This is a genomic window from Georgenia sp. Z1491 (assembly GCF_057652395.1).
The window spans coordinates 1,188,880-1,212,805 of the sequence record NZ_CM172729.1; the positions used below are offsets into that span (position 1 = coordinate 1,188,880).

Consider the following 23,926-nt stretch of genomic DNA (forward strand, 5'->3'; position numbering starts at 1 on the left):
GTCAGCGCCCGACGACGACGAGCCGCAGCTCGCCCGGGTCAGCGCGGCGGGGCGTGACCCGCAGCGCGCTGAGCGGCGCGCAGGCGGCGATGCCGATGCCGATCAGCTCGAGCAGCTCCTCGGTGTGGATGAGCTCGGACAGGTAACGGTTGTGGACGTCCGGCGCGAGCGTGACGAGCTCCCCGGTGAGCATCTCCACGCCGATCGCGCCCGCGAAGAACACGAGGATGCCGGTGACCATCAGGCGGCGGGCGGTCCGCGGCAGCCGCAGGCCGCACACGACCACCCCTGCGACGACGGCGATCGCCAGCGGGATCCCGAGCACGAGCCAGACGTAGTTCAGCGAGGCGTCGATGCCGATCCGGTCGACGACCAGGGGCAGCCGCTCGTGCAGGCTCGAGGCCTCGTCCACGGCGAACGCGGCGAGCCCGAGCGCGAGCAGCCCCCAGGGCCAGGCGGCCCCGGTGCGCTGCCGGCGCACCAGCCAGGCGCACACCCCGCACAGCACGGCGCCCGCCGTCATGAGCATCGTCGACCAGGTGGTGGCCACCGAGCTCTCGAGTGCGACGTCGAAGATGTGGTGCCACTCGCCGCCGCCGTAGAACAGCCCGCCCCGGGTCCACCGCGTGGGGATGTAGCTGGCGATCGTCACCAGGACGGAGACCACGGAGATCGCCACGGCGACACGTCGCCACGGCGGGACGACGAGGTCGGTCGGGTCCTGCGCCGCGGCGCCGGCGGGGCCACGCACCTCGTCGACGCCGTGCGGATCGGCGGAAGGGACGCGCGTCGGCGAGGGCGCCGCAGCCTCGAGGTGTCCCGCAGGCGTCGTCACCATGAACGACATCCCAGCACGACGTCATGAGAAAGTCATGACAACCGGGGGAGAGGCGCGTCAGGCGTGTCGTCCGCCGCCCCGGCGCCGGTACCTCAGCGACCGCGCTCGATGATGCCGAGCAGGTACTCCCCGTAGCCGGACTTGCGCAGCGGCTCAGCGCGCTCGCGCAGCTCGTCGTCGGTGAGGAAGCCCATGCGCCAGGCGACCTCCTCCGGGCAGCCGACCTTGAGCCCCTGCCGGGCCTCCACGGTGCGGACGAACGCGGTCGCGTCCGCGAGGGAGTCGAACGTGCCCGTGTCGAGCCAGGCGGTGCCGCGCGGCAGGACCTCCACCGACAGGCGGCCGGCCTCGAGGTAGGTGCGGTTGACGTCCGTGATCTCGTACTCGCCGCGGGCGGACGGCTCGAGGTTCTTCGCGATCTCCAGCACGTCGTTGTCGTAGAAGTACAGGCCCGGCACGGCGAAGGAGCTGCGCGGCCGCGCCGGCTTCTCCTCGATGGAGACGGCCCGGCGGTCCTCGTCGAACTCGACGACCCCGTACGCCGTCGGGTCGGCCACGTGGTAGGCGAACACCGCCCCGCCGTCGACCTCGGTGTTGCGGCGCAGCCGGGTGCCCATGCCCGGGCCGTAGAAGATGTTGTCCCCCAGGACGAGCGCCGCGTGGTCGGTGCCGACGTGGTCGGCGCCGAGGACGAACGCCTGTGCCAGGCCGTTGGGCTCCTCCTGGACCACGTAGTCGAGGTTGATCCCGAACTGCGAGCCGTCGCCGAGCAGGCGCTCGAACTGGGCCCGGTCGTGCGGGGTGGTGATGACGAGGATGTCCTGGATCCCCGCCAGCATGAGCGTGGTGAGCGGGTAGTAGATCATCGGCTTGTCGTAGACCGGCACCATCTGCTTGCTCACGCCGATGGTGACGGGGTGCAGCCGGGTGCCGGCGCCGCCGGCCAGGATGATTCCGCGCATCGCCCTAGTCTGCCGCCTCCAGGCTCGCCCGCTCCACCTCGGCGAGTCGCGCCGCCTCCTCGGCGTGCGTCCCCGGCGCCAGGAGGACCGCGGAACCGCGGGCGAGCCAGGTGCCGAGCACCCACGGGACGTCCTCGGCGGTCCCGGTCGCCACGCGCGCGAGACGTGCCCCGGCGGCCAGGCCACGCCCGACGTCGAGGCCCCGAGCCAGCGTCGGGTCGTCCTCGACGGGGGACGGCGGGAGGACGAGCTCGTCGGGCTGGGCGAGGGTCTCCGCGGCGGCGTCGAGGCTCCCGGAGGGCAGGTCGCCCGGCCACCGCATCGCCAGCGACGGCGCGGCGAGCGCGAGGACCCCGGCCCCACCGGCCAGGGCCGACGTGGGATCGTGGGTGACGACGCCCAGGGAGCCCACGGTACCGGTGGTGCCGGGCACGGATCCGCCGCCGGTCAGGTCGGGGGTGACACCCACCAGGAGGGCGCCGAGCGTCCACAGGGGCGCACGCCACGACGGCGGGAGGTCGATCGTCAGGGAGTCGCCGGGCTCGGCGTCCAGCTCGTCGCGCAGGAGGCCCCCGATCTTCTGGGCCCACTGGCGGGCGACGCGGCCGGAGACCTCGAGCCGCCCCTCGGGGCCGTAGGCGGTGAGGGCGGGCGCCGCCCCGAGCGAGGCGAGGTGGTCGTCGACCAGCAGGGCATCGTGCACTTGACCAGGCTACGTCGGCGGGCGACACGCCGGGCGACGCGCCGTGATCCTGCTCCCTCCCCTTGACTGTGCACGGATGACACGGGTGTAATTCACGCCAACGGCGGCGACAGGAGCATTGACGATCATGTGGAACATCCTGGGTGACGGACCCTTGACCACGTCCTGGGAGGACACCGACCTCTCCGGGCTCGAGCACCTCGACACCGGGGGCGAGGGCCCCCTGTCCTGGCAGGACCGCGCGCTCTGCGCGCAGACCGACCCCGAGGCGTTCTTCCCCGAGAAGGGTGGGTCGACCCGGGAGGCCAAGCGGGTGTGCTCGTCGTGCGACGTGCGCGCCGAGTGCCTGGAGTACGCGCTGGAGAACGACGAGCGGTTCGGCATCTGGGGCGGGCTCTCGGAGCGCGAGCGCCGCCGCGTCAAGCGCCTCGCCGTCTAGCAGGTGGTCGAGCGCCCCACCGCAGCACCCGCGCGCGCGACGACGCTCGCCGTGGTCGTCACCTGCGGGGTGACTCCCTACCTTGAGCAGACTCTCTCGGCCGTCGCCGGGCAGTCCCACCACCCCGAGGTGGTCCTCGTCGTCGACGTGGCCGCCCCGGGCCGGGACATCGGCACCGGCGAGCCGCTCCTCGAGGTCGTCCACCGCTCGGGGCTCGAGGACGCCACGCGCGTCCGGCTGGTCACCGCCCCGGAGGCCGAGACCTTCGGGGCGGCCGTCAGCGCCGGGCTGGACGCCTACGGCCGGCTCGTCGAGCGCGCCGCGCGCCGGGCCGGCCGGAAGGAGAACGGGTCCGGCGCCGCCCCGACCACCGGCTCGAGCTTCCGCGCCGCCACGGGCGAGATCTCGCCGGTGACGACGGGGGAGATGCGTGCCGTCACCGACGGCGTGCTCGACCCGGGTGCCGCGACGCACCCCGACTGGCTGTGGCTGCTGCACGACGACTCCGCGCCCGCGCCCCGCGCCCTGGACCGCCAGCTCCGGGCCGCCGAGGCGGGCCGCTCGCTCGCCGTGGTCGGCGCCAAGCAGGTCGACTGGGACGATCCGGGCCGCCTCCTGGAGGTCGGGGTGCAGGCGACCCGTCGCGCCCGACGGGTCTCGGACATCGAGCCGCGCGAGATCGACCAGGGTCAGCACGACCACCGCCAGGACGTCCTCGCCGTCGGCACCGCCGGCATGCTCGTCGGCTCCGAGGTGTGGGACCGGCTCGGCGGCACCGACCCGGCGCTCGGCCCGTTCGGGGACGGCCTCGAGCTGTCACGCCGCGTGCGTGCCGCCGGCTACCGGGTCGTCGTCGAGCCCACGGCCCACGTGCTGCACCGTCGAGCCACCTACCTGGGGCTGCGCGACGCCGCTCACGGCGGGGTGCGGGTCGCGGCACCCGGGTCGGCCGACGACGCCGCGGCCGAGGACCTCCCGGCCGAGGACGCCGATCTGGACGCCGCCGGGACCGGCGGGCCGGACGAGGCCGGCGCCGCCGGAGCCGGCGCCCGCCGCGGACACCCGGCCCGCTCCTTCTCCGCCCGCCGCACCGCCCAGCTCTACAACGCGCTCCTCGCCGCCCGCGGCGCATGGCCGCTGCTCGCCCTCGGGTACGTCCTCCTCGGCCCGCTGCGCGCCGTGTGGCGACTGCTCGGCAAGGACACCCCGCTGGCGCTCGCGGAGCTCTCCTCCGTCACCAGGCTGCTCGGGCGTCTCGGCAGGGTGTCCGCCGGCCGGCGCCGGATAGCCGCCGCCGGCCGGGGGTCGCGCGCCGCGCTGCGCGAGCTCGAGGCCTCCCCGGGCGACGTGCGCTCCGCCCGCCGCGCCGTCCGGCGCCAGATGACGACCGCCCGCCGGCTCGCCGAGGCGCCCTCGGAGCTCGAGCTGGCCGAGCGCGCCGAGCTCGGCCGCAGGCGCCGGGTCACCCTCGGCCTGGTGCTGGTCGTCGCGCTCACCGTCGCGCTGCCGTTCGTGCTGCCGCTCGTGGGGGGCGGCCAGCCCGTCGGCGGGGCGCTCGCCCACCTGGGCCGGTCCGCCGGCGAGCTGTGGACGACCGCGCGCTCGACCTGGGTCGACGCCGGGGTCGGCGCACCCGGCCCGGCCGACCCGCTGGCCGCCGTCGTCGCCGCGGCCGCCTGGGTGGTCGGCCTCGTCGGGCTCTCGCCGGCCTGGGTCGCCACCCTGACCGTGCTGCTGGCCGTGCCCGCCGCCGCTCTCACGGCCTGGGCCGCCGCCGGCGCCGCGACCCGCTCCCTCCTCGTGCGCGCCGTGGCCGCCCTGGCCTGGGCCGCCGCACCGACGCTGTGGCTCGCGCTCGGGCAGGGGCGGCTCGGCGCGGTGCTCGCCCACGTCGTCCTCCCGCTCGTCGCCCTGGGCATCACGTGGATCGCCGGTGTGCGGCGCCGCGACGTCGTCCGCTCCGGCATGGTCGACGCCCGCCGGGACGACGGCGCACCCCTGCACGACGACGCACCCCCCGCCCGCAGCCGCCGCACCACCCGGGCGGGAGCGATCACGGGCGCCGCGGGTGCCGGGCTCGCGCTCGCGCTCGCGAGCGCCGGGGCGCCGATCCTCCTGCCCGCCGCGGCGCTCACCCTGATCCTGCTGGCCCCGCTCGTCCCGCGCCGCCGGGGGCTCCTCCTGCTCGTGCCCGTGCCGGCGCTGGCCCTGCTCGCGCCGACGATCGTCACCGCGCTCGAGCGCGGCCCGCTCGCCGTCGCCGTCGCGGACCCCGGCCACGGCCTGCCGTCCGACCCCGGACCCACCTGGCTCGCCCTGCTCGGCCTGCCGCGGGACCTGCCGGGCGGAGCGCCGACCGCGCTCGCCGATCTGCCCGGTCTGCTCGACCTGCCGTGGCGCGACCTGCTGATGCTCGTGCCCGGCGCGGTCCTGCTCGTCCTCGCCCTGCTCGCCCTGCTACGCCTGGGCCGGGCCCGGGCGGTCCGCGCCGGCTGGCTCGTCGCGGCGGTCGGCCTCGCCACCGCCGCCGCGACCACCCGCGTCCCGGGCGGCGTCGCCGACGGCGCCGCGCTCACCGGGTGGGCCGGGCCCGGCGTCTCGCTGGCGCTGCTCGGCCTCCTGATCGCCGTGGCCGCCGCGGCAGACGGCATCCCGGAAGCCCTCTCCGGCACCGAGCTCGGTCTGCGCCAGGGCCTCGCAGCACTCGGCGCCGTCGCGCTCGTGCTCGTCCCACTCGCCTCGGTGGGCACGTGGGTGGCGTCGTCGCGCACCTGGAGCGAGCTCGCCCCCCGCGCCGGGAGCGCCGTCCCGGCGCTGTCGGTCGAGCAGCAGAGCTCCGGCCAGCGCTCGCGGGTGCTCCACCTGCGCGCCGGCAGCGACGAGGTCGCCGCCGAGGTCTGGCGCGGCGACGGCAGGCGCCAGGCGGACGCGGCCGCCGCCGTCCGGCTCGGGACCGCGACCGGGGCGCTCGAGCAGGACCTCGCGCGCGCCGTCGCCCTGCTCACCGACGGCGGCCGGCCCGGCGCGGTCGAGGAGCTGTCCCACCACGCCGTCGGCGTCGTCGTCGTGGACCCGGAGCCGCTCCCGGGCGGCACCGACGCGGACCGCGCGGCGCTCGTCGCCCGCCTGCAGTCCGTGCCCGGTCTCGAGGTCATCACCGACGACGACTCCGGCGCCGTGCTGCGCCTGTCCCGCGACCCGGCGGTGGAGGGAAGCGCCACGTCGGTCGCGCGGGCCCGGCTCGTCGAGGAGAGCGGGCCCGAGGCAGGCACGGCTGCGGACACGGCCGTGGACGGCCCGTCGGGGCTGGACGCCGGCGGTGCCGTCACCGACGTGGCGGCCGAGGCGATCGACGTGACCACGACGATCGACGCCGGTCAGGCCGAGCGCGTGCTCGTGCTCGCCGAGACCGCGGACGAGGGCTGGGAGGCCACCCTCGACGGAGCCCCGCTCGCCCCGGTCGAGCGGGAGGGGTTCCAGGCGTTCACCGTGCCGGCCGGCGCGGGTGGGGAGCTGGTCGTCACGCACCGGGAGTCGTGGTCGGTGTGGATGGGTGCGGGCCAGGCGGTCGTGCTGGGGGTCGTGGCGCTCCTCGCGCTGCCCATGCGCGTGCGCCGGGAGGAGGAGTGGTGAGCCGAGGGACAGCCGTGCGGGCCACGGGCGCCGCCGTCGGAGCCGTGGCCGTGCTGGGCCTGACGGCGGGCGCGCTGTGGTCGGGCAGCGTCCTGCCGGTGCCCGACCAGGAGGCGCCAGGGGCGACGACCGTGGCGCTGCCGGCGGCCGAGACCCCGCTCGTGTGCGCACCCGTGCCCGTGCCCACGACCGAGGACACCGGGCCCGCCGACCCCGAGCAGGACGAGGGCGACCGCACGGTGCGCTCGACCACCCAGCTCCACGCCTGGACGGTGGGCGGGGCCCCGGTCGCCCGCGCGTGGTGGGCGCAGGACTCCGGCGCCGGCGAGGAGGTCGAGCTCGACCAGGTGGCCGCCGGCGACTCCGCCGTGCGCACCCTGGCCACCGCGTCGGCGGACCCCGGCGTCCTCACGATCGCCCCCGTCGAGGAGGACGGGGAGACCGTGCCGGGCAGCGGCGGCGGTGCCGTGGTCGTGCGCACCGACGCCGGCGACCTGCGCGGGATCGCCGCGTCGACCTGCCAGGCCCCCGCGTCGTCCGCCTGGCTCGTCGGCGGCTCCACGGAGCTCGGGTCGACGGCGCGACTCAGCCTCACCAACCCGGGACCCGTGCCGGTGACGGCGGACGTCACGGTCCACACGGCCGTCGGGGTCGTCGACGCACCCGCGCTGAGCGACCTCGTCGTCCCGGCGCGGTCGACCGTCGCCGTGCCCGTCGAGGCCTCCGTCGAGACCCCGGCGCTCGCCCTGCGCGTCGACGGGCGAGGGGGCCGCGTCGTCGCCTCGCTGGAGGACCTGCGCACGCAGGGGCTGGCGTCGGCCGGGCTCGACATCGTCACCGCGGGCGCGGGGCCCGACGACGAGGTCCTCGTCCCGGCCGTGGAGGTGGCCCCGGGGGCCGTGGGGAGCGTCCGCCTCGTCAACCCCGACGACGAGCAGGTCACCGCCTCGATCGAGCTCACCACCGCCGGCGGCTGGGCGCCGCTCGGCGGGGCCGAGGAGGTCGTCCTCGACCCGGGCGTGGTCCTCGACGTCCCACTCACCGGCGTGGAGGACGGGATCCACGGGGTGCGCGTGCGTGCCGACGGCGCCGTCGCCGCTGCTGCCGTCACCGCCCAGGAGGCCACCGCGCCGGAGGGCAGCGGGGACCTCGCGGTCGATCTCGCCTGGACCGGTGCCGGGGAGCCGGCGCGCTCGGCGGAGCACGTCCTGCCGGACGCGGCGCTCGACGTGCGGTCCCGCGTGGCCGTGACGAACCCCGGCGACGCTCCGCAGCGCGTCTCGGTGCGGGACCTCGCCCGTACGGGGCGGGGCGAGGAGGTCGAGGTCGCCGCGGGCACCACGGAGCTCCTGCCCGCCCCCGAGGGCGCCACGGCCGTGCGCGTCACGGCCGAGCCCGTCGGCGCCGCGGGGGAGGACCCGGCGGACGACCCGGCCGACGTCGGGGGCGTGCTCTCGGCCGTGCTCCTCGACGCCGAGGTGCCCACGGGCCGCCTCGTCGGCGTGCTGGGCGCCGTCCCCGACGCGCGCGCGGCCGGACAGGTCGACGTCCTCCTGCGGTGACGCCGCCGCCGGCGCCGCCCCGGCGGCCGGGCCGGGAACCGGGGCGTCAGGTGCCCGGCTGGTCCGGATCGATCTCGCCGGGCGAACGGCCGAGCATCGCGGCGACCTGCTCGACCAGCGCGGCGGTGACGAGGTCGCCCAGGTCCTGCGCGTCGGCCGCGCGCGACTCCACCGGGCGCCGGTAGACGACGATCCGGCGGGGCAGACCGGCGGCCCGGTCGCCGGGGTAGTAACGACCCAGGGCGATCGCCCGGTGCTCCCACGGCGCCGGGTCCGACGGCGGCACGTCCTCCACCGCGATCTCCACGCCCGCGAGCTCGTCCGCCCAGCCCGCCTCCAGGCGTTCGACGGCGTCGAGCAGGAGGTCGTCGAACCGGTCGGCGCGGGTGCGCCAGCCCGGCAGCTGCCACGGCAGCAGGGGGCCGCGCGGCCCCCTGCCGTGGCGGTCCCGGCGCCGGCCGTCGCGGCGCGCGGGGAGCGCAGGCAGCTGCGGGCCCGCCGGAGGGCTCGTCGACTCGGGCACGCCTCGATCCTAGGTCGGCGCGCCGCGACGCGGTGGTACGGGCAGGTCGGTACGGGCGGGCCGGCACGGGGACAGTGGCGCAGGGAACGCCGCGCCCGCCCGCGCCCGGCGCCCCGGACCAGGTAGCGTCGACCGGTGTGAGAGCCGTCCGCCAGTGCACCAAGCCGTCGTGCACCCGCTCGGCCGCGGCCACCCTCACCTACGTCTACGCCGACTCCACCGCCGTGCTCGGCCCGCTCTCGGCCACGCCGGAGCCCCACGCCTACGACCTGTGCGACGTGCACGCCGGTCGGCTGTCCGTGCCGCGCGGCTGGGACGTCGTCCGGCTGAGCACGTCCTTCGAGGCCGCCCCGCCGTCGTCGGACGACATCGAGGCCCTCGCCGACGCCGTCCGGGCCGCCGCGAGGCGCGGGCCGCGCGAGCACCGGCCGGCCGAGCGGGCCGTCGCCGTGCGCCGCGGGACGCCGGCCCCGGTGACGGGCGAGCCGCCCGCGCGCGAGCACGAGATCACCCGCCGCGGGCACCTGCGCCTCCTGCGCGGCGGCGACGACACCACCACGGACGAGAGTGAGCCGAGATGAGCGAGGACCAGGGCCCGCGCCACGCCCGCGCGGACGCGCCCGTCGTCCAGGACGAGCACGCCGGCCCCGAGGAGCCCGTCCGCGCGGTGCGCGCCGACGGCGCGTCCGTCGGCCGCGGAGGGCTCGAGCCGTGGGTGCGGGCGCTGCTGAGGTGTCCCGTCAGCGGGGGCGAGCTCACCGACGACGTCGCCCCGGACGGCACCCCGGAGCTGCGCTCGGCCGACTCGGGCCTGGCGTACCCGGTGCGCGACGGCGTCCCGGTGCTGCTCGAGGGCGAGGCGCGGGCACTGCGTCCGTAGACCGATCGCCGGCCCGCCCGAGCGTCAGTCGGTCGTGCTCTCGGCCGCGGGGTCGGTCGTGACGCTCTCCTGCGACGACGACTCGCTGTCGCCACCGCCGGCGTCGATGGAGGCCACGCGCTCCGACGTGCCGAAGACGTGGATGTCCCAGGTCAGGGAGCCGGAGAAGTCGACGAGCTCGATGCTCCGCACGACCTTGCCGTCGAGGATCCCCTGGGCGGCGGCCCGGTCGATGGCGCGGCCGGCGTCGATGACGCTCTCCTGCGAGAGCGCGAGGAGCGCGTCGTCCGCGGGAGTCGCGTTCTCCCCGGTCACGCGGTACCCGGCATCGAGGGTGACCTCGACCCGGTCGGGGCCGGCGACGAGGACGACGACGAATCCGGTGTCCGGCGGCGGTGTCTGCCCGGAGTTGTCGTCGAGGTGGACGACGGAGATGAGGACCGAGCCCGGGTAGACGTTCCGGGCGGCGTCCGCGGCCGCACGGATGTCGTCCCCGCCGGGGCGGGCGTCGTCGGGGTCGTCCGGGTCCCCGGTCGTCGGGGTCTCGGTGGTGGGCTCCGTCGGCTCGTCGGGCGCGGGCGGCGGCGTCGTCGGGCTCTCGGTGGGAGCCGCGCCGCCGGTCGGGTCCTCGTCGGTGTCGTCGGGGTCGTCCGAGGGCCGGACGGTGCCGCTCTCCTGCTCGGAGGGGTCCTCGGCCGTGTCGTCGGAGGGACCCTCCGAGGGGGTCTCCTCGCCGGTGCCGGGGTCGGCCTCGTCGCTCGGGACGTCGTCCGGGCCCGAGGGGGCAGAGGTGGCGGGCGGCGGCGCGTAGGGAGCCTGCGAGCTGACCGACGGCCCGTCCGAGCAGGCGCCGAGCGTCAGGGCGAGCGCAAGCATGCCCGCAGGCACGACGACGACCCGCGGCATGGAGCGCATGCGCATACCATGCTGGACGGTGCACCGTCGAGTCGAGCGTGACGGCCGGGGAGTTCAGCCCATGTGACCAGGCTCGCACCCTGTGCGGCGGTGGCGCGACGGAGTCCTACACTCGTGCCGCTCGGTGCCGTCTCGGCGACACGCCCAGCCACGAACGGACGACCATGGCCGCAGGATCCGGCATGAAGTCCATCGTCACCGCGCTCGTCGCGAACCTCGGCATCGCCGTGGCGAAGTTCCTCGGGTGGCTGCTCACCGGCTCGAGCTCGATGCTCGCCGAGGGCGTCCACTCGGTCGCCGACTCCTCCAACCAGGCGCTCCTGCTGCTCGGCGGGCGGCGGGCGACGAGGAAGGCCTCCGAGGTCCACCAGTTCGGCTACGGGCGCGTGCGCTACGTGGCGGCGTTCGTCGTCTCGATCGTCCTGTTCACGCTCGGTGGTCTGTTCGCCATCTACGAGGCGTGGCACAAGTTCTCCGACCCGCACCCCATCACGGACTGGCAGTGGGTGCCGATCGTCGTGCTCGTCCTGGCCGTGGTCCTCGAGAGCTTCGCGCTGCGGACCGCCCTGAAGGAGGGCGCCGCGGTCAAGGGCGACCGCTCGTGGTTCCGCTACCTCAAGGAGTCCCGGTCCCCGGAGATCCCGACGATCATCCTCGAGGACACCGGCGCGCTCCTGGGCCTCGTGTTCGGGCTCTTCGGCGTCAGCATGACCCTCGTGACCGACGACGGCCGGTGGGACGCCCTCGGGTCGGGCGCCATCGGCGTCCTGCTCGTCGTCATCGCCGTCTTCCTCGCCCGCGAGATGATCTCCATGCTCATCGGCGAGTCCGCGCTCCCCGAGCACCAGGCCGCCCTGGAGCGCGCGCTCGTCGACGGCGAGGACATCGAGCGCGTCATCCACATGCGCACCCTGCACATCGGGCCCGACGAGGTCCTCGTCGCCGCCAAGGTCGCGGTCCCCGCCGCCGAGACCGCCGCCGACGTCGCGCGGGCCGTCGACGCCGTCGAGGCCCGGGCGCGAGCCTCGGTGCCGCTGCGCCTGCAGATCTACGTCGAGCCCGCGCCGTTCGAGGACGGCCGGTCGCCCGCCCACGACCGGGAGACCTGGGAGGTCGACCCCGCGCCGGAGCCGCCGGCCGCGCAGGGGCACGCCGCCGAGCAGGAGTGACGGCGCCCGGGCGTCGCGCGCACGGGCGGCCGGGAGGCCCCACTGGTCAGGCGAGCGCGAGGCCCGCGCCGAGCAGCAGGCCGTAGCCCAGCTCGAGGAGGCCCGTGTCCCGCAGGACCACGACGAGGTCCCGGCCGGCAGCCCCGCGCAGCACCGGCGCGCAGCAGCGCCACGCCAGGGGCACCAGCGCGAGGACGAGCAGCGACCAGGGCGCCGCGATCGCGCACGCCGCACCGAGCGCGAGCGGGAGCGCCACCATCGCCACGTAGGTCCGCCGCGCGCGCCGGTCCCCGAGCCGCACCGCGACCGTCCGCTTCCCGGCGGGGACGTCGGTGGGGATGTCGCGGATGTTGTTGACCATGAGCAGGGCGCAGGCGATCAGCCCGACGCCGACGGCGGCCACCCAGGCCGTCCACGGCAGCGTGGCGGCCTGCGTCCAGGTGGTGCCGAGCGTGGCCACGAGCCCGAAGAACACGAAGACGAAGACCTCGCCGAGCCCCAGGTACCCGTAGGGTCGGGCGCCGCCGGTGTATCCCCAGGCGGCGAGGACGCACAGGGCGCCGACCGCGAGCAGCCACCACTGGCCGGCGAGCGCCACGAGCACCAGCCCGAGCACGCCCGCGACGCCGAGGCTCGCCAGTGCGGCCGCCCGCACCCTGCCCGGCGCGGCGAGCCCGCCGCCGGTGAGCCGCTGCGGCCCGGTGCGGAACTCGTCGGTGCCTCGCACGCCGTCGGAGTAGTCGTTGGCGTAGTTGACGCCGACCTGGAGGGCGAGGGCCACGCCGGCGGCGAGCAGGGCCCGGGGGAGCGAGGCGGCGCCGACCTGCGCGGCGGCCCCCGTCCCGAGCAGCACCGGGGCCACGGCCGCCGGGAGGGTCCGCGGACGGGCGCCCTCGATCCAGTCGGCGACGCTCGCCATGACACCTCCTGCTCCCGGGCGCCGGACACGTCCCGACCGCCCGGGCGAGATTAGCCCAGCGCGGGACGCGGCTTGTAGCGGGCGACGCCGGACACGGTCACGTCCGCGTGGCTGCCGCTCGCGGTGTCTGCCCCGAGTCCGAGCGCGCGCGAGGCCACCGCGGTGACGGCACGCCGGTCGACCTTGCCGGGGCCGCGCAGCGGCAGGCGGTCGACGACGACGAGCGCGCGCGGCGCGTGGGCGGGGCTCAGGTCGGCCGTCCGCGCCCGGGCGACGGCGAGCAGCTCGGGCACGCTCGTCGGTCCCGACCCGCGGTTCCCGGCGAGCACGACGACGGCCACGACGAGCTCCCCCCACTCGGGGTGCGGGACGCCGACGACCGCGGACTCGGCGAGGTCCTCCAGCTCGCCGAGCCGGCGCTCGACCGCCAGGGGCGCAACGGTGACGCCGCCGGACGTCACGGCGTCGTCGAGGCGGCCGAGGACCTCGAGCGTGCCGTCGTCGTCGAGCCGTCCGGCGTCCGTGGTCCGCAGCCGGCCGCCCACGAAGGTGCGCGCGTCGGCGGCCGCGTCGTCGAGGTAGCCGTGGGCGAGGACGGGGCCGGAGAGCCAGATGCGTGACTCGTCGTCGACCTCGGCCCGCACGCCGCGCAGCGGTCTGCCGTCGTAGACGCAGCCGCCGCCCGTCTCCGTCATCCCGTAGGTGCGCACCACCGTGATCCCGGCGTCCGTCGCGGCGCGCAGGGCGGCGGGCGCCAGGGCCGCGCCGCCGACGAGGACCGCGTCCAGCCGTGCCAGCGCGCCGGTCACCTCCGCCCCGGCGGCCAGCGCGCGCACGAGCTGGGTCGGTACCAGGGAGAGGTAGGTGCGCGGGCCCCTCCCGGGGGCGCCGTCGTCGTCGGCCTGCCGGGCGAGGTCGGCGAGCGCGGCCGGGTCGAACCCGTCGGCGGTGTCGAGCACCAGCGGGTCGAGGCCCGCGACGGCGGAGCGCGTGAGGATCTGCAGGCCCGCGACGTGCTGGGCGGGGACGGCGAGGATCCAGCGGCCCGGACCGCCGAGCCGCTCGTGCGTGGCGCGGGCGGAGGCGGCGAGCGCGTCGGCGGTCAGCGCCACGACGTGCCCCTGGCCGGTCGTCGAGCCGGAGGTGCGCAGCAGGGCGACGGTGCCGTCGGGCACGGGCCGCTCGAGGTTCTCGGCGAGGTCGGCGCGCGCCCGAACGGGGTCCGTGCCCGGGGCGACCGGCAGCAGCGGGGGGAGGTCGGCGCCGTCGAGCCGCCTCGCGAGTGCCTCGTACAGGGCCGCGACGTCGCCCGGTCGCGTGCCGCCGGGCAGCACCTCGACGCTCTCCATGCGGTCAGCGTAGGCGGGCCGCGCGGTGCGGGATCGACGGGGCCGGGCGGCGGGCCGCGCGTCAGACGGGGTAGGAGAAGCCCGACCAGTCCGGGTCGCGCTTCTCGACGAACGCGTCCCGGCCCTCCTGGGCCTCCGCGCCGCCGTAGGCCAGCCGCGTGGCCTCGCCCGCGAACACCTGCTGGCCGGCGAGGCCGTCGTCGGCGAGGTTGAAGGCGAACTTCAACATGCGGATCGCCTGCGGGGACTTCGTCGCGATGATCCGCGCGTACTCCAGGGCCTTGGCCTCGAGCTCGGCGTGGGGGACGGCCTCGTTGACCACGCCCCAGCGCTCGGCGTCCTCGGCCGAGTACTCGCGGGCGAGGAAGAAGATCTCCCGGGCCCGCTTGTCGCCGGCCTGGCGGGCCAGCAGCGTCGAGCCGTAGCCGGCGTCGAAGCTCCCGACGTCCGCGTCGGTCTGCTTGAACCGGGCGTGCTCGAGCGAGGCGACCGCGAGGTCGCAGACCATGACGAGGGAGTGCCCGCCGCCGGCGGCCCATCCGGGCACCGCGGCCACGACGACCTTGGGCATCGTGCGCATGAGCCGTTGGACCTCGAGGATGTGCAGCCGACCGGCGCGGGCCGGGTCGACCTGCTCGCGCCGCGCGGCGGCCTCCGCGAGGGGGTCGGCCTCGTCGACCTCGTACCGGTACCCGTCCGCGCCGCGGATGCGCTGGTCGCCGCCGGAGCAGAACGCCCAGCCGCCGTCCTTGGGCGAGGGACCGTTGCCGGTGAGGATCACCGTGCCCACGTCGGTGGTCAGCCGCGCGTGGTCGAGCGCCCGGAACAGCTCGTCGACGGTGCGGGGCCGGAACGCGTTGCGCAGCTCGGGCCTGCTGAGAGCGATGCGCACCACCGGCAGGTCCCGCTCGGCGCCACCGGAGCGGTCGACGCCCCGGTGGTACGTGACGTCCGTGCCCGACCACCCCTCGACGTCCCGCCAGGCCTGCGGGTCGAAGGTCTCGGACACCTGCGTGGGGATCTCGCTCACCCGGCCACGGTAGCCCGGCGCGCACCCACGTCCGCGACGCCGCGACCCCTGGTCGCCGCGCGCCCGCGTCGCCCGGCCTGGCGGTCGGCGCGCGGTTACGCTGGGCCGGTGTCCCGACCCGCCGATCCGGAGCGCCCCGCCGCGCGCGCCGTGTACTCGACGGCGCTGCGCACCCGGTTCCGGGGCATCACGCGCCGCGACGGGCTGCTCCTGCGCGGGGACGCCGGCTGGGGGGAGTTCTCGCCCTTCTGGGACTACGACGACGCCACCTCCGCCCCGTGGCTGGCCGCCGCCCTCGAGGCCGCCGACCACGGGTACCCGGACGCGTCGCGCAGCCACGTCCCGGTCAACGTCACCGTCCCCGCCGTCGGTCCCGAGCAGGCGGCCGCGATCGTCGCCGCCTCCGGCGGGTGCACGACGGCGAAGATCAAGGTCGCCGAGCCCGGCCAGACGCTCGCCGAGGAGATCGAGCGGATCGCCGCCGTCCGCGAGGCCCTCGGCCCCGGCGGCCACGTCCGCATCGACGCCAACGCCGGCTGGGACGTCGACACCGCCCTGGCCCGGCTCGCCCTGCTCGACCGCGCGGCGGGCGGCCTGCAGTACGCCGAGCAGCCGGTCGCCGGCGTCGAGGACCTTGCCGTGGTGCGCCGCCGCTCGGGCGTGCGGATCGCCGCCGACGAGTCCGTGCGCCGCGCCGAGGACCCGCTGCGGGTGGCCCGCGCCGGCGCCGCCGACGTCCTCGTCCTCAAGGTCCAGCCGCTCGGCGGCGTGCGGGCCTGCCTGCGCCTCGCCGAGGAGGCCGGGCTGCCCGTCGTCGTCTCCTCCGCCCTGGAGTCCTCCGTCGGCCTCGCGGCCGGCGTGGCGCTCGCCGCCGCCCTGCCGGAGAACACCCTCGACGGTGTCCCCCTGGCCGCCGGCCTCGCCACCGGCCACCTCCTCGAGGACGACGTCACCACCGCGCCGCTCCTGCCCACCGGCGGCCTGCTCCCGGTGCGCGAAGTCGAGCCCGACGCCGTCCCCGCCGCGGAGCCCGGGACCGAGGAGCGCTGGCTCGCCCGGCTCGCCGACGTGACCGCCCACGTGACGGCGGCGACCCGATGAGCGCGACCGGGGCCGAGGGGGAGCGGGACCAGCCGCCGGAGGCGTCCGCCCACCTCGTCGCCCGGGACGTCGTCCGGGCGCTCGTCGCCGGTGGGGTGCGCGACGTCGTCCTCGCCCCCGGCTCGCGCTCCGCGCCGCTCGCCCACGCGCTGCACTCCGCCGAACGGGCCGGCTGGCTCCGGCTCACCGTGCGCGTCGACGAGCGCGTCGCCGCGTTCGTCGCGCTCGGCCTGTCCCGCGCCGGCGAGCTCGAGGCGCCGGCGGGGCTCGAGCCGGCACGTGCCCGGCGGCCCGTCGCCGTCGTCACGACCTCCGGCACCGCGGTCGCCAACCTCCACCCGGCCGTCCTCGAGGCCGATGCCGCCGGCGTCCCGCTCGTCCTGCTCACCGCCGACCGCCCGCACGAGCTGCGCGGCACCGGCGCCAACCAGACCACCGACCAGGTGGGGCTCTTCGGTCCCGCCCTGCGCCACCTCGTCGACGTCCCGGCGGACGCGCCGGCCGGCCCGCCGCTCACCCAGCACGTGGCGCGCGCGCTCGCCGCCGCCACCGGCGCCCGGACGCGGGAACCGGGACCGGTCCAGCTCAACCTCGGCTTCCGCGAGCCCCTTGCGCCCGAGCGCACCTGGGTGCCCGGCCAGGCGCCCGCGGTCCGGCCGGTCGCCCGTCCGGACCACGCACGTTCGTCGGTGCCGCTCGGGCGCGGACCGCGCACCGTCGTCGTCGCGGGCGACGGCGCCGGCCCGGAGGCACGCAGGCTCGCCGAGCGCGGCGGCTGGCCCCTGCTCGCCGAGCCGACGTCCGGCTCGCGCGGCGGCCGGTGCGCCGTCAGCGCCTACCGCGAGCTGCTCGACCTCGCCCAGCTCGGCGGCCGCGTCCAGCGCGTCGTCGTCGCCGGCCACCCCACCCTGTCCCGGCCCGTCACCCGCCTGCTCGCCCGCGAGGACCTCGAGCTCGTCGTCGCCTCGCCGTCCGGACGCTGGCCCGACGCCGCGGGCACCGCCCGCACGGTCGCCGCCGGGTTCGACGTCGAGGGGCAGCCGGGCCCCGACGAGCAGGCCTGGCTCGACCTCTGGCTCGACGCCGGGCGCTCGGTCGTCGCCCGCCTGGCCCACCCCGCCGCCGGCCCGCCCGACGACGGGACGCTGGACGCGCTCGCCACCGCGGCCGTCGTCGCCGGCGCCGCCCGGCACTCGGGCACGCTCGTGCTCGGCGCCTCCCGCGTGGTCCGCGACATCGACCTCGTGGGCCAGCCCTGGATGGACCCGGTCCCGCACGTGCTGTCCAACCGCGGCCTGGCCGGCATCGACGGCACGATCTCCACCGCCGTCGGCCTCGCGCGCGGCACGGGCCGACCGGTGCGGGTCCTGCTCGGCGACCTCACCCTCCTCCACGACGTCGGCGGGCTCCTGCTCGGCGCCCTCGAGGACGACGTCGACGTCCAGGTCGTCGTCGCCGACGACTCGGGCGGCGCGATCTTCGCGCTGCTCGGCCACGCGGACGCCTCCCCGGACGGCTTCGCGCGCCTGTTCACCACGCCCCAGCTTGCCGACCTCGAGGCCCTCGCGCGCGGGTACGGCGCCGACTACCGGGCCCCGCGCACGCTCGACGAGCTCCAGGCGGTCCTCGCGGCGCCGATCCTGGGCCGGTCGGTCGTCCACGTGCGGATCGGCGAGCGCCGCGCCGAGACGTCCCGGGCGCGGTCGCTCATCTAGGGAACCGGCTTCTCGTAAGGCCGTGCCGAGATCGCAGCAGCGACGGCGAGGGTCGCCTCGCTTGCTCCGCTCGAGTACGCCACCCAGCTCGTCAGCTCGAGCGCACCCGTGCTGATCGCTACCCACGGCCAGGACGGAACGAAGCGTTGCGCGGTGTCCCGCGTAACAAGGAGCCCATCCGCCCTGGCAGCGTGGGCGACGAGTTCGACGTGTTCGCTGAACCGGCGGAACCGCCAGTCCACCGCAGCACTTACCGCGGCCGCTGCGGCGACGAGGTCCCGCCACTGGCCGGAGTTCTCCCACGACTCATGGCCCAGCACCCGGCGACCATGCATGTCGGCCAGCGAGCGCACCTCGCTGGCCAGCTCAGGCCGCACGGCGACACCGAGCTGCTGCCGAAGCACTTCGCGAGTGACGAGCCCGCCCGCGTCATGGTGCAGTATCCCGACGTCGAGACGCCCCTCCTTCAGGGCTCGCTCCTGCTCCGGGGTGAAGAGGTCGACGAGGTCGAGGTCGATGTGCGGATGATGCTCGCGGAGGTCCCCTATGACCTCGGTGAACCAGCTGGTGGGCAGACTCGGGGGCATCCCTACCCGCACAGTCTCTCGCTCGGCGGCCGCGGCTGCCATCACGTCGGGGATCCGAGCAATGTCCGCTGAGACTCGGCGGTAGTGCCGTAGGAGGCGCTCGCCGGCTGCTGTCGTCGTCACCCCGCGAGAGCTGCGACGAAGAAGCTGAGTGCCGAGCTCGCGCTCGAGGTTGCGGACCTGCCTCGAGAGCGAGGGTTGGGTGATCGCCAGACGTGTGGCCGCGCGGGACATCGACCCGGTCTCGGCGCAGGCCGCGAAGTACGACAGGTGACGAAGCTCCACGTTCCTAACCTATGCCTCCTGGGCATGGCCACGAGGGGAGGAGGCAATTCCGGTTGCCGACCAACCGTGTGAGCCTGTCTGTCGGCACTCGCCCGGGTGGCCGACGGACGCAAGGGAGCGTGCATGGTGGAGTACGACGTCGTCGTCGTCGGCGGTGGAGCAGCTGGGATCGCGGCTGCCGTCGGAGCGTCCCGTACGGGGGCCCGCACCTTGCTCGTCGAACGCTACGGCTACCTCGGCGGCGCGGCCACTGTCTCGAGCGTCCTTACTCACTGTGGCTTCTTCGACCAGCAGCGTCGCCAGGTGGTCGCCGGTATCGGTCAGGACGTCCTTGACCGGCTCGCCGCCCAGGACCTGTACAAGGTCCACACCGTCAGCTCCACGGGCAACACCATCGTGCTGCTCGACCTCGAGACGATGAAGCGGGTCTACGACGAGCTCGTGCTGGACTCCGACGTCGACCTCCTGCTGCACACCACGCTGGCCGGCGCGCGGGGCGCCGCCGAGGGTCCCTTCGAGCTCGACCTCCTGCACCGCGGAGGTGTCGACACGGTCGTCGCGCGCGCAGTCGTCGACTGCTCCGGCGACGGCGCCCTCGCAGGCCAGCTCGGCGCCACGATGGAGGTCTCCGCCGTCGCGGACCGACAGGCTGCGACGCAGGTCATGCGGATCGGGGGCATCGCCGACGGCGGTCCGGAGATCACACCGTCGGTGCTCGACGCCGCTGTCGGCGCATACATCGAGCGCACCGGGGCGCCAATCGACCGGACGAGCGGGATCGCCGTGCGCACCCCCGTGGTCGGCGACGTCATGCTCCTCCTCGCCGACCAGGTTGTCGACGCACTCGACCCGCGCGACCTCACCCGGGCCGAGATCGAGAGCCGTGCGGAGAGCTGGCACTACCTACGTGCACTGCGCGAGGGCATTCCCGGCTGGTCAGACGCGCACCTGCTGTCCACCGGCCCACAGATCGGCATCCGCGAGGCACGTCGCGGAGCAGGTACTACCACCGTGACCGCCGACGACGTCCGGACCGGCGCTCGCTACCCCGACACGGCGGTGGCTCGCGGCGGCTGGCCGATGGAGCTCCACCTCGAGCCGGGAGTCACACGCTACGAGCGCGTCGCCGACCGCGGACACTTCGACATCCAGTACGGCGCGGTCGCATCCGCCAGTCATGAGGGCCTATTCCTCGGCGGTCGTATCGTCTCGGCCGACCCGCACGCCTTCGGGTCGGTGCGCGTCATGGGCACCTCGTTCGGTACGGGCCACGCTGCCGGCATCGCCGCTGCCGGTTATGCCGACGGCCGGGGTCGGGACGTCGCGTGGACCCGGTCGGTGCTCGCGGAGCAGAGGGCGCTTCTGTGACGTCCGCACCGACGAGAGGAGGCGCGCCATGAGCCGCATCGTCCTGACCGGAGCCGGGGGCTCCCTGGCCGCCGACGTCATTCCCGCGCTGCTCGAGGCGGGGCATGAGGTCGTGGCGGTCGATCTCGCGCCGCCGAACGCTCGGCCCGGCCTCGTGCCGTTCCGGGCAGATGTCACCGACCTCGCCGAGATGCGCGCGGCGATCGCGGGCGCCGACGCACTCGTCCACCTCGCCGGCATCCCGCTCGAGGACGACCCCGACCGGCTGTGGGACGTCAACGTGCGCGGCACCCAGGTCGCCCTCGAGGCGGCACGGCTCATCGGCGTGCGCCGCGCTGTCCTCGCAAGCTCGATCCACGCCGTCGGATTCGTGCCGGCCCCCGACGTGGCCACCGGGCTCGATCTCACGCACGTCCCGGAGGAGGACCGTGTCCCCGACGATGTCGCCGTGCGTCCGAACACCTTTTACGGCGCCTCGAAGGCAGCGGTCGAGGCGCTCGGTTCGATGTACGCGGACCGGTGGAGACTCGAGGTCGTCCTCCTGCGCATCGCCAGCAGGCAGGCGGAGCCGACCGGAAGGCGGCACTTGCGGACATGGCTCTCGCCCGCCGATGCCGGCCGGCTCGTGCTCGCGTCGGTCGCGGCCCAGGTCGTCGGCTGCACCACTGTCTTCGGGGTCTCCGCCAACTCAGGCCGGTATGTGAGCTCCACTGGCGCCGCACGCATCGGCTTCACGCCGCAGGACGACGCCGAGGAATACCGTGACCGAGTGCTCGAGACCCCCGTCGAGCACGATCAGTCCGCCGGCTGGCTCCATCTGCTCGGTGGAGAATTCTGCTCACCGGAGCCGCCGCGCGCGTCCGGCTCAACCACCTACCCGGAGGCCCAGTGACTTCCCCAGGCTCCAGCGCGATTCAGGCGCGCGACATCTCCAAGGTCTTCTTTTCGGCCGCCGGCACGACCGTGGCGCTCGACCACGTTGCCCTGAACGTCGACGAGGGTGAGTTCGTCTGCATCCTTGGCCCGTCCGGGTGCGGCAAGTCGACGCTCCTGCGCATCATCGGCGGCCTCGAGACCGCGACCGCGGGCGAGGTCGCCATGGCGACGCCCGACCGGCCAGCCTTTGTGTTCCAGGAGCATGGCGTCTTCCCCTGGTACACGGTTCTCGAGAACGTGGCTTTCGGTCTGCGCATGAACGGTGTGGGGCGGGCGAGCCGCATCGCCACCGCCCGCGAGTGGATCCACGCTGTCGGGCTGAGCGATTTCGAGGACGCCTATCCGCACAACCTGTCCGGTGGCATGCGGCAGCGCACCGCCATCGCCCGTGCCTTCGCCACGGGTTCCGACCTCCTTCTCATGGATGAGCCGCTCGGTGCCCTGGACGCCCAGACGCGGCAGCTCATGCAGGAGCTCCTCATCGATCTGTGGGAGAAGGAGCGCAAGACGGTCGTCCTCGTCACGCACTCCATCGAGGAAGCCATCCTCCTCGGCGACCGCGTCGTGATGATGTCCGCCCGTCCCGGGCGCATCCGCCGCGAGATCGCCGTCCCGTTCGAGCGGCCCCGCACGATGGGGCTCGAGGCCACGGCAGACTTCGCCGAGCTGCGCTACGGCATCTGGAACGACCTGCGTGATGAGGTCATGGCGAGCGAGGGGGCCGGCGTATGAGCACCGGAACCGCGCGGACGGCCGAGACGGACAACCGCCACCGAGGTGCCGACGGCGAACGACGCATCGACGACTCCGTCGTCGAGCAGGCCGCGCGGGCCGAAGCGGCCCGTGCGAAGCGGCTGCGTGCCCGCGACCTCGTGCTTTCGATCGGTACGCCCATCCTGCTGCTGGCACTGTGGGAGTGGGGCGCGCGGACGGGCGCGATCGATGCACGCCTCTTCTCGGCGCCGAGCGAGGTGTTCCGTCGAACCTGGGAGATGCTCGCCTCGGGCGAGCTGGGCGATCACATCGCCGTCACCGTCTACCGGTTCGCCACGGGCTACGTCGCCGGCGGCTTCCTCGGCGTGGTCGTCGGCATGCTGCTCGGAATGTCACGGGCGGCCAACGCGGCATTCGGCCCCCTGTTCTCGGCGTTGTACGCACTCCCGAAGATCGCGATCCTGCCGCTGCTCTTCCTCATCTTCGGGCTCAACGACACCTCCCGGATCATCGCGGTCGCGGTGACGGTGTTCTTCGTCCTCCAGATCAACACCCAGGGTGGAATCCGTCAGCTCGACGCCAAGGTCCAGGAGGCGGCGACCGCCTATGGCGCCGTGGGTACCAAGCGGCTCGTGCACGTGATCCTGCCGGGCATCCTTCCGGCTGTGTTCACGGGGTTCCGGGTGGCTGCCGGCCTCGGCGTGGTCATCGTGACCGCGGTCGAGTTCGTGGCCTCGGACTCCGGTCTGGGCTACCTGATCTGGAACTCCTGGCAGCTGTTCCAGCCGGAGAAGATGTACGTCGGTCTCGTTGCCGTGGCGCTGCTGGGCGCGTTGGTCACGCTCGTGGTCAACGTCGTCGAGCGTCTTGCCGTGCCGTGGCGGCGCGACGGCGCAGGACGACGACGGAGTCGTCGCTCGAACCGGTGACCGGTTCGTTCACCCACAAGGAGAGAAGATGAGACGACAGACCCCGATCGCCGCCGCAGCCGCGGCGGGACTTGCCCTCACGCTCGGAGCGTGCGGAGGGGCCGATGACGATGGTGACGGCGGCGATGCCGAAGGACTCGAGACGGTCGACGTCATTCATGTGCCGTCGACGCTGTTCGCGCCCCTGTACGTGGCGGACGAACGTGGTTACTTCGAGGAGGCCGGCATCGAGCTGTCGCTCGACACGGTCCAGGCTGGTCAGGACGCCATCCCGCTTACCGCCGCCGGCCAGGCCGATGTCCTCATCGCAGGCTTCGGTTCGGGCCTGTTCTCAGCGGTCAATGACGAGCTGGAGATCCGCGTGGTCGGCTCCATGGGAGGTGGCGGTGGTGAGCCCGACAACTCGCCCACCGCGCTCATGGTGGCTACCGACCTCGTCGAGTCCGGCGAGATCAGTGAGATCTCCGACCTCGAGGGACGCACCGTCGCACTGTCGGGCGGCCTTGGGGGTGCCGGCGCGTACCAGTTCGCGGCGGTTCTCCTCGAGGCCGACCTCACACTTAACGACATCGAGGTCCTTAACGTGGGCTTCGGCGACATGGCGGGAGCCCTGACGAACGGCCAGGCGGATGCGGCGATGCCACCTGCCCCCTTCACCACCGCGATGGAGGAGGACGGCACCGCGGAGCAGTTCGCACTCCCGCCGGCCGGAACCATCGCCTCCGGTGTCATCTACAACGAGGAGTTCATCGACTCGGACCTCGCGCAGCCGTTCTTCGACGCGCTCGTCCGCGGCTCCCTCGACCTCCAGGACGACCCGTACGACCCTGAGATCCTCCAGATCCTCGCCGACGCCACGGGCCAGGACCTCGAGGTACTGGAGGCCAACCCGTCCTATGTGTGGGAGCCGGACCTCGCGCCCGCCACCGAGCAGCTCCAGCTCCAGCAGGAGGCGTTCCGAGCGGCAGGCCTGTTCGACTTCGACAACGATGTCCCGCTCGAGGACCTCGTCGATACGCGGTTCGCAGAGAACGCGCCGACCGAGTAGCAGCCGTCGGTCGGCAACGTCTGATCAGAACCGACCGGGGCGGGTGAGAGCCGCCCGCCCCGGTCATCCCGGGCCGGAGCAACCGGGGCAGCGAGGCTCGACGCGAGAGGGAACCACGCATGGATCACACGCCTACGGATTATCCGGCCAGCACGGTTGGTGCGCCGCTCGAGGAGGCGCTCGCACCCGGGGGTGTCCGACAGGCGGCGATCTGGCTTCGCGAGGGCCGAGGCCTCGTGGCTCGCGGGGGAGTTCGTGTCGGCCTCACCGGCCCCGATCGTCTCGCGCGACTGGAGGCCCTCTGGCGGGCTCTCGACGTCA

General features: G+C 75.2%; 22 protein-coding genes. 13 read left to right on the plus strand and 9 right to left on the minus strand.

Annotation, left to right across the window (positions count from 1 at the left end; translation table 11 throughout):
• Window position 1: 1 nt before the first annotated feature.
• The 3 genes from AC24HA_RS05570 to AC24HA_RS05580 form a co-directional block, all read right to left on the minus strand.
• The gene (locus AC24HA_RS05570; protein ID WP_425709184.1) at window positions 2–838 is read right to left on the minus strand and encodes a hypothetical protein; all 837 of its coding nucleotides are present in this window, start codon (window positions 836–838) and stop codon (window positions 2–4) included.
• A gap of 92 nt (window positions 839–930) precedes the next feature.
• Window positions 931–1,800: a glucose-1-phosphate thymidylyltransferase RfbA gene (rfbA, locus tag AC24HA_RS05575; protein ID WP_425709183.1), complete on the minus strand. Its 870-nt coding sequence runs from the start codon at window positions 1,798–1,800 to the stop codon at window positions 931–933.
• 4 nt (window positions 1,801–1,804) lie between these two features.
• Window positions 1,805–2,503: a TIGR03089 family protein gene (locus AC24HA_RS05580; protein WP_425709182.1), complete on the minus strand. Its 699-nt coding sequence runs from the start codon at window positions 2,501–2,503 to the stop codon at window positions 1,805–1,807.
• A 127-nt stretch (window positions 2,504–2,630) separates the two neighbouring features.
• Here AC24HA_RS05580 and AC24HA_RS05585 point away from each other — a divergent pair, with 127 nt between their 5' ends.
• Genes AC24HA_RS05585 through AC24HA_RS05595 form a run of 3 tightly spaced genes read left to right on the plus strand, consistent with a single transcriptional unit; the run spans window position 2,631 to window position 8,137 of the window.
• On the plus strand, window positions 2,631–2,942 hold the full coding sequence (locus AC24HA_RS05585; RefSeq protein WP_425709181.1) for a WhiB family transcriptional regulator: 312 nt from the start codon (window positions 2,631–2,633) through the stop codon (window positions 2,940–2,942).
• Between the two features lie 3 nt (window positions 2,943–2,945).
• Window positions 2,946–6,575 carry a glycosyltransferase gene (locus AC24HA_RS05590; RefSeq protein ID WP_425709180.1) on the plus strand — a complete coding sequence of 1,210 codons (3,630 nt, stop codon included), beginning with the start codon at window positions 2,946–2,948 and terminating at the stop codon, window positions 6,573–6,575.
• Window positions 6,572–8,137, plus strand: coding sequence for a DUF5719 family protein (locus AC24HA_RS05595; protein WP_425709179.1), 1,566 nt, complete (start codon window positions 6,572–6,574; stop codon window positions 8,135–8,137). The genes AC24HA_RS05590 and AC24HA_RS05595 overlap by 4 nt, the downstream gene beginning before the upstream one ends.
• Before the next feature lie 46 nt (window positions 8,138–8,183).
• Here AC24HA_RS05595 and AC24HA_RS05600 read toward each other — a convergent pair whose 3' ends face one another.
• The gene (locus tag AC24HA_RS05600) at window positions 8,184–8,624 is read right to left on the minus strand and encodes a metallopeptidase family protein (protein ID WP_463649166.1); all 441 of its coding nucleotides are present in this window, start codon (window positions 8,622–8,624) and stop codon (window positions 8,184–8,186) included.
• A gap of 173 nt (window positions 8,625–8,797) precedes the next feature.
• Here AC24HA_RS05600 and AC24HA_RS05605 point away from each other — a divergent pair, with 173 nt between their 5' ends.
• Together AC24HA_RS05605 and AC24HA_RS05610 are read left to right on the plus strand one after the other, a co-directional pair.
• Window positions 8,798–9,241: a DUF3499 domain-containing protein gene (locus AC24HA_RS05605; RefSeq protein ID WP_425709177.1), complete on the plus strand. Its 444-nt coding sequence runs from the start codon at window positions 8,798–8,800 to the stop codon at window positions 9,239–9,241.
• 86 nt (window positions 9,242–9,327) lie between these two features.
• Entirely contained in the window at window positions 9,328–9,540 is a 213-nt protein-coding gene (locus tag AC24HA_RS05610) for a Trm112 family protein (RefSeq protein WP_487563613.1), read from the plus strand.
• 24 nt (window positions 9,541–9,564) lie between these two features.
• Here the strand turns inward: AC24HA_RS05610 and AC24HA_RS05615 are convergent, their stop codons facing one another.
• Window positions 9,565–10,455: a hypothetical protein gene (locus tag AC24HA_RS05615; protein WP_425709175.1), complete on the minus strand. Its 891-nt coding sequence runs from the start codon at window positions 10,453–10,455 to the stop codon at window positions 9,565–9,567.
• A gap of 164 nt (window positions 10,456–10,619) precedes the next feature.
• On the opposite strand from AC24HA_RS05615, the gene AC24HA_RS05620 reads away from it, so the two are divergent.
• On the plus strand, window positions 10,620–11,624 hold the full coding sequence (locus tag AC24HA_RS05620; protein WP_425709174.1) for a cation diffusion facilitator family transporter: 1,005 nt from the start codon (window positions 10,620–10,622) through the stop codon (window positions 11,622–11,624).
• Window positions 11,625–11,670: 46 nt separating this feature from the next.
• Here AC24HA_RS05620 and AC24HA_RS05625 read toward each other — a convergent pair whose 3' ends face one another.
• The 3 genes from AC24HA_RS05625 to AC24HA_RS05635 form a co-directional block, all read right to left on the minus strand.
• Window positions 11,671–12,543 carry a 1,4-dihydroxy-2-naphthoate polyprenyltransferase gene (locus AC24HA_RS05625; RefSeq protein ID WP_425709173.1) on the minus strand — a complete coding sequence of 291 codons (873 nt, stop codon included), beginning with the start codon at window positions 12,541–12,543 and terminating at the stop codon, window positions 11,671–11,673.
• A 50-nt stretch (window positions 12,544–12,593) separates the two neighbouring features.
• On the minus strand, window positions 12,594–13,892 hold the full coding sequence (locus AC24HA_RS05630; RefSeq protein ID WP_425709172.1) for an AMP-binding protein: 1,299 nt from the start codon (window positions 13,890–13,892) through the stop codon (window positions 12,594–12,596).
• A 61-nt stretch (window positions 13,893–13,953) separates the two neighbouring features.
• A complete protein-coding gene (locus AC24HA_RS05635) occupies window positions 13,954–14,922 on the minus strand; it encodes a 1,4-dihydroxy-2-naphthoyl-CoA synthase (protein ID WP_425709171.1) in 969 nt (322 codons plus the stop codon).
• A gap of 108 nt (window positions 14,923–15,030) precedes the next feature.
• On the opposite strand from AC24HA_RS05635, the gene AC24HA_RS05640 reads away from it, so the two are divergent.
• Together AC24HA_RS05640 and menD are read left to right on the plus strand one after the other, a co-directional pair.
• Window positions 15,031–16,023: an o-succinylbenzoate synthase gene (locus AC24HA_RS05640; RefSeq protein ID WP_425709170.1), complete on the plus strand. Its 993-nt coding sequence runs from the start codon at window positions 15,031–15,033 to the stop codon at window positions 16,021–16,023.
• Window positions 16,020–17,738, plus strand: coding sequence for a 2-succinyl-5-enolpyruvyl-6-hydroxy-3-cyclohexene-1-carboxylic-acid synthase (menD, locus tag AC24HA_RS05645; protein ID WP_425709169.1), 1,719 nt, complete (start codon window positions 16,020–16,022; stop codon window positions 17,736–17,738). Before AC24HA_RS05640 ends, menD begins: the two co-directional genes overlap by 4 nt.
• Here menD and AC24HA_RS05650 read toward each other — a convergent pair.
• Window positions 17,735–18,610, minus strand: a complete 876-nt coding sequence (locus AC24HA_RS05650) for a LysR family transcriptional regulator (protein ID WP_425709168.1) — start codon at window positions 18,608–18,610, stop codon at window positions 17,735–17,737. The two genes, menD and AC24HA_RS05650, sit on opposite strands and share 4 nt — an antisense overlap.
• Before the next feature lie 123 nt (window positions 18,611–18,733).
• Here AC24HA_RS05650 and AC24HA_RS05655 point away from each other — a divergent pair, with 123 nt between their 5' ends.
• From AC24HA_RS05655 to AC24HA_RS05675, 5 genes are read left to right on the plus strand one after another with little or no spacing between them, the layout of a single operon-like run.
• The gene (locus AC24HA_RS05655; protein WP_425709167.1) at window positions 18,734–19,978 is read left to right on the plus strand and encodes an FAD-dependent oxidoreductase; all 1,245 of its coding nucleotides are present in this window, start codon (window positions 18,734–18,736) and stop codon (window positions 19,976–19,978) included.
• A gap of 28 nt (window positions 19,979–20,006) precedes the next feature.
• Window positions 20,007–20,870 (plus strand): NAD-dependent epimerase/dehydratase family protein, encoded by an 864-nt coding sequence (locus AC24HA_RS05660; RefSeq protein WP_425709166.1) that lies wholly within the window; start codon window positions 20,007–20,009, stop codon window positions 20,868–20,870.
• Complete coding sequence (locus AC24HA_RS05665) at window positions 20,867–21,646, plus strand: ABC transporter ATP-binding protein (RefSeq protein WP_425709165.1); 780 nt, start codon at window positions 20,867–20,869, stop codon at window positions 21,644–21,646. The genes AC24HA_RS05660 and AC24HA_RS05665 overlap by 4 nt, the downstream gene beginning before the upstream one ends.
• The gene (locus AC24HA_RS05670; RefSeq protein WP_425709164.1) at window positions 21,643–22,557 is read left to right on the plus strand and encodes an ABC transporter permease; all 915 of its coding nucleotides are present in this window, start codon (window positions 21,643–21,645) and stop codon (window positions 22,555–22,557) included. Before AC24HA_RS05665 ends, AC24HA_RS05670 begins: the two co-directional genes overlap by 4 nt.
• Before the next feature lie 28 nt (window positions 22,558–22,585).
• Window positions 22,586–23,605, plus strand: coding sequence for an ABC transporter substrate-binding protein (locus AC24HA_RS05675; RefSeq protein WP_425709163.1), 1,020 nt, complete (start codon window positions 22,586–22,588; stop codon window positions 23,603–23,605).
• Window positions 23,606–23,926 lie beyond the last annotated feature (321 nt).

Excerpts from the sequence above, each read along its gene's own strand:
- AC24HA_RS05570 (WP_425709184.1), bottom strand. The coding sequence starts at position 838 with ATGGTGACGACGCCTGCGGGACACCTCGAGGCTGCGGCGCCCTCGCCG.
- rfbA (WP_425709183.1), bottom strand. The coding sequence starts at position 1,800 with ATGCGCGGAATCATCCTGGCCGGCGGCGCCGGCACCCGGCTGCACCCC.
- AC24HA_RS05585 (WP_425709181.1), top strand. The coding sequence starts at position 2,631 with ATGTGGAACATCCTGGGTGACGGACCCTTGACCACGTCCTGGGAGGAC.
- AC24HA_RS05615 (WP_425709175.1), bottom strand. The coding sequence starts at position 10,455 with ATGCGCTCCATGCCGCGGGTCGTCGTCGTGCCTGCGGGCATGCTTGCG.
- AC24HA_RS05620 (WP_425709174.1), top strand. The coding sequence starts at position 10,620 with ATGGCCGCAGGATCCGGCATGAAGTCCATCGTCACCGCGCTCGTCGCG.
- AC24HA_RS05625 (WP_425709173.1), bottom strand. The coding sequence starts at position 12,543 with ATGGCGAGCGTCGCCGACTGGATCGAGGGCGCCCGTCCGCGGACCCTC.
- AC24HA_RS05630 (WP_425709172.1), bottom strand. The coding sequence starts at position 13,892 with ATGGAGAGCGTCGAGGTGCTGCCCGGCGGCACGCGACCGGGCGACGTC.
- menD (WP_425709169.1), top strand. The coding sequence starts at position 16,020 with ATGAGCGCGACCGGGGCCGAGGGGGAGCGGGACCAGCCGCCGGAGGCG.
- AC24HA_RS05655 (WP_425709167.1), top strand. The coding sequence starts at position 18,734 with ATGGTGGAGTACGACGTCGTCGTCGTCGGCGGTGGAGCAGCTGGGATC.
- AC24HA_RS05660 (WP_425709166.1), top strand. The coding sequence starts at position 20,007 with ATGAGCCGCATCGTCCTGACCGGAGCCGGGGGCTCCCTGGCCGCCGAC.
- AC24HA_RS05670 (WP_425709164.1), top strand. The coding sequence starts at position 21,643 with ATGAGCACCGGAACCGCGCGGACGGCCGAGACGGACAACCGCCACCGA.
- AC24HA_RS05675 (WP_425709163.1), top strand. The coding sequence starts at position 22,586 with ATGAGACGACAGACCCCGATCGCCGCCGCAGCCGCGGCGGGACTTGCC.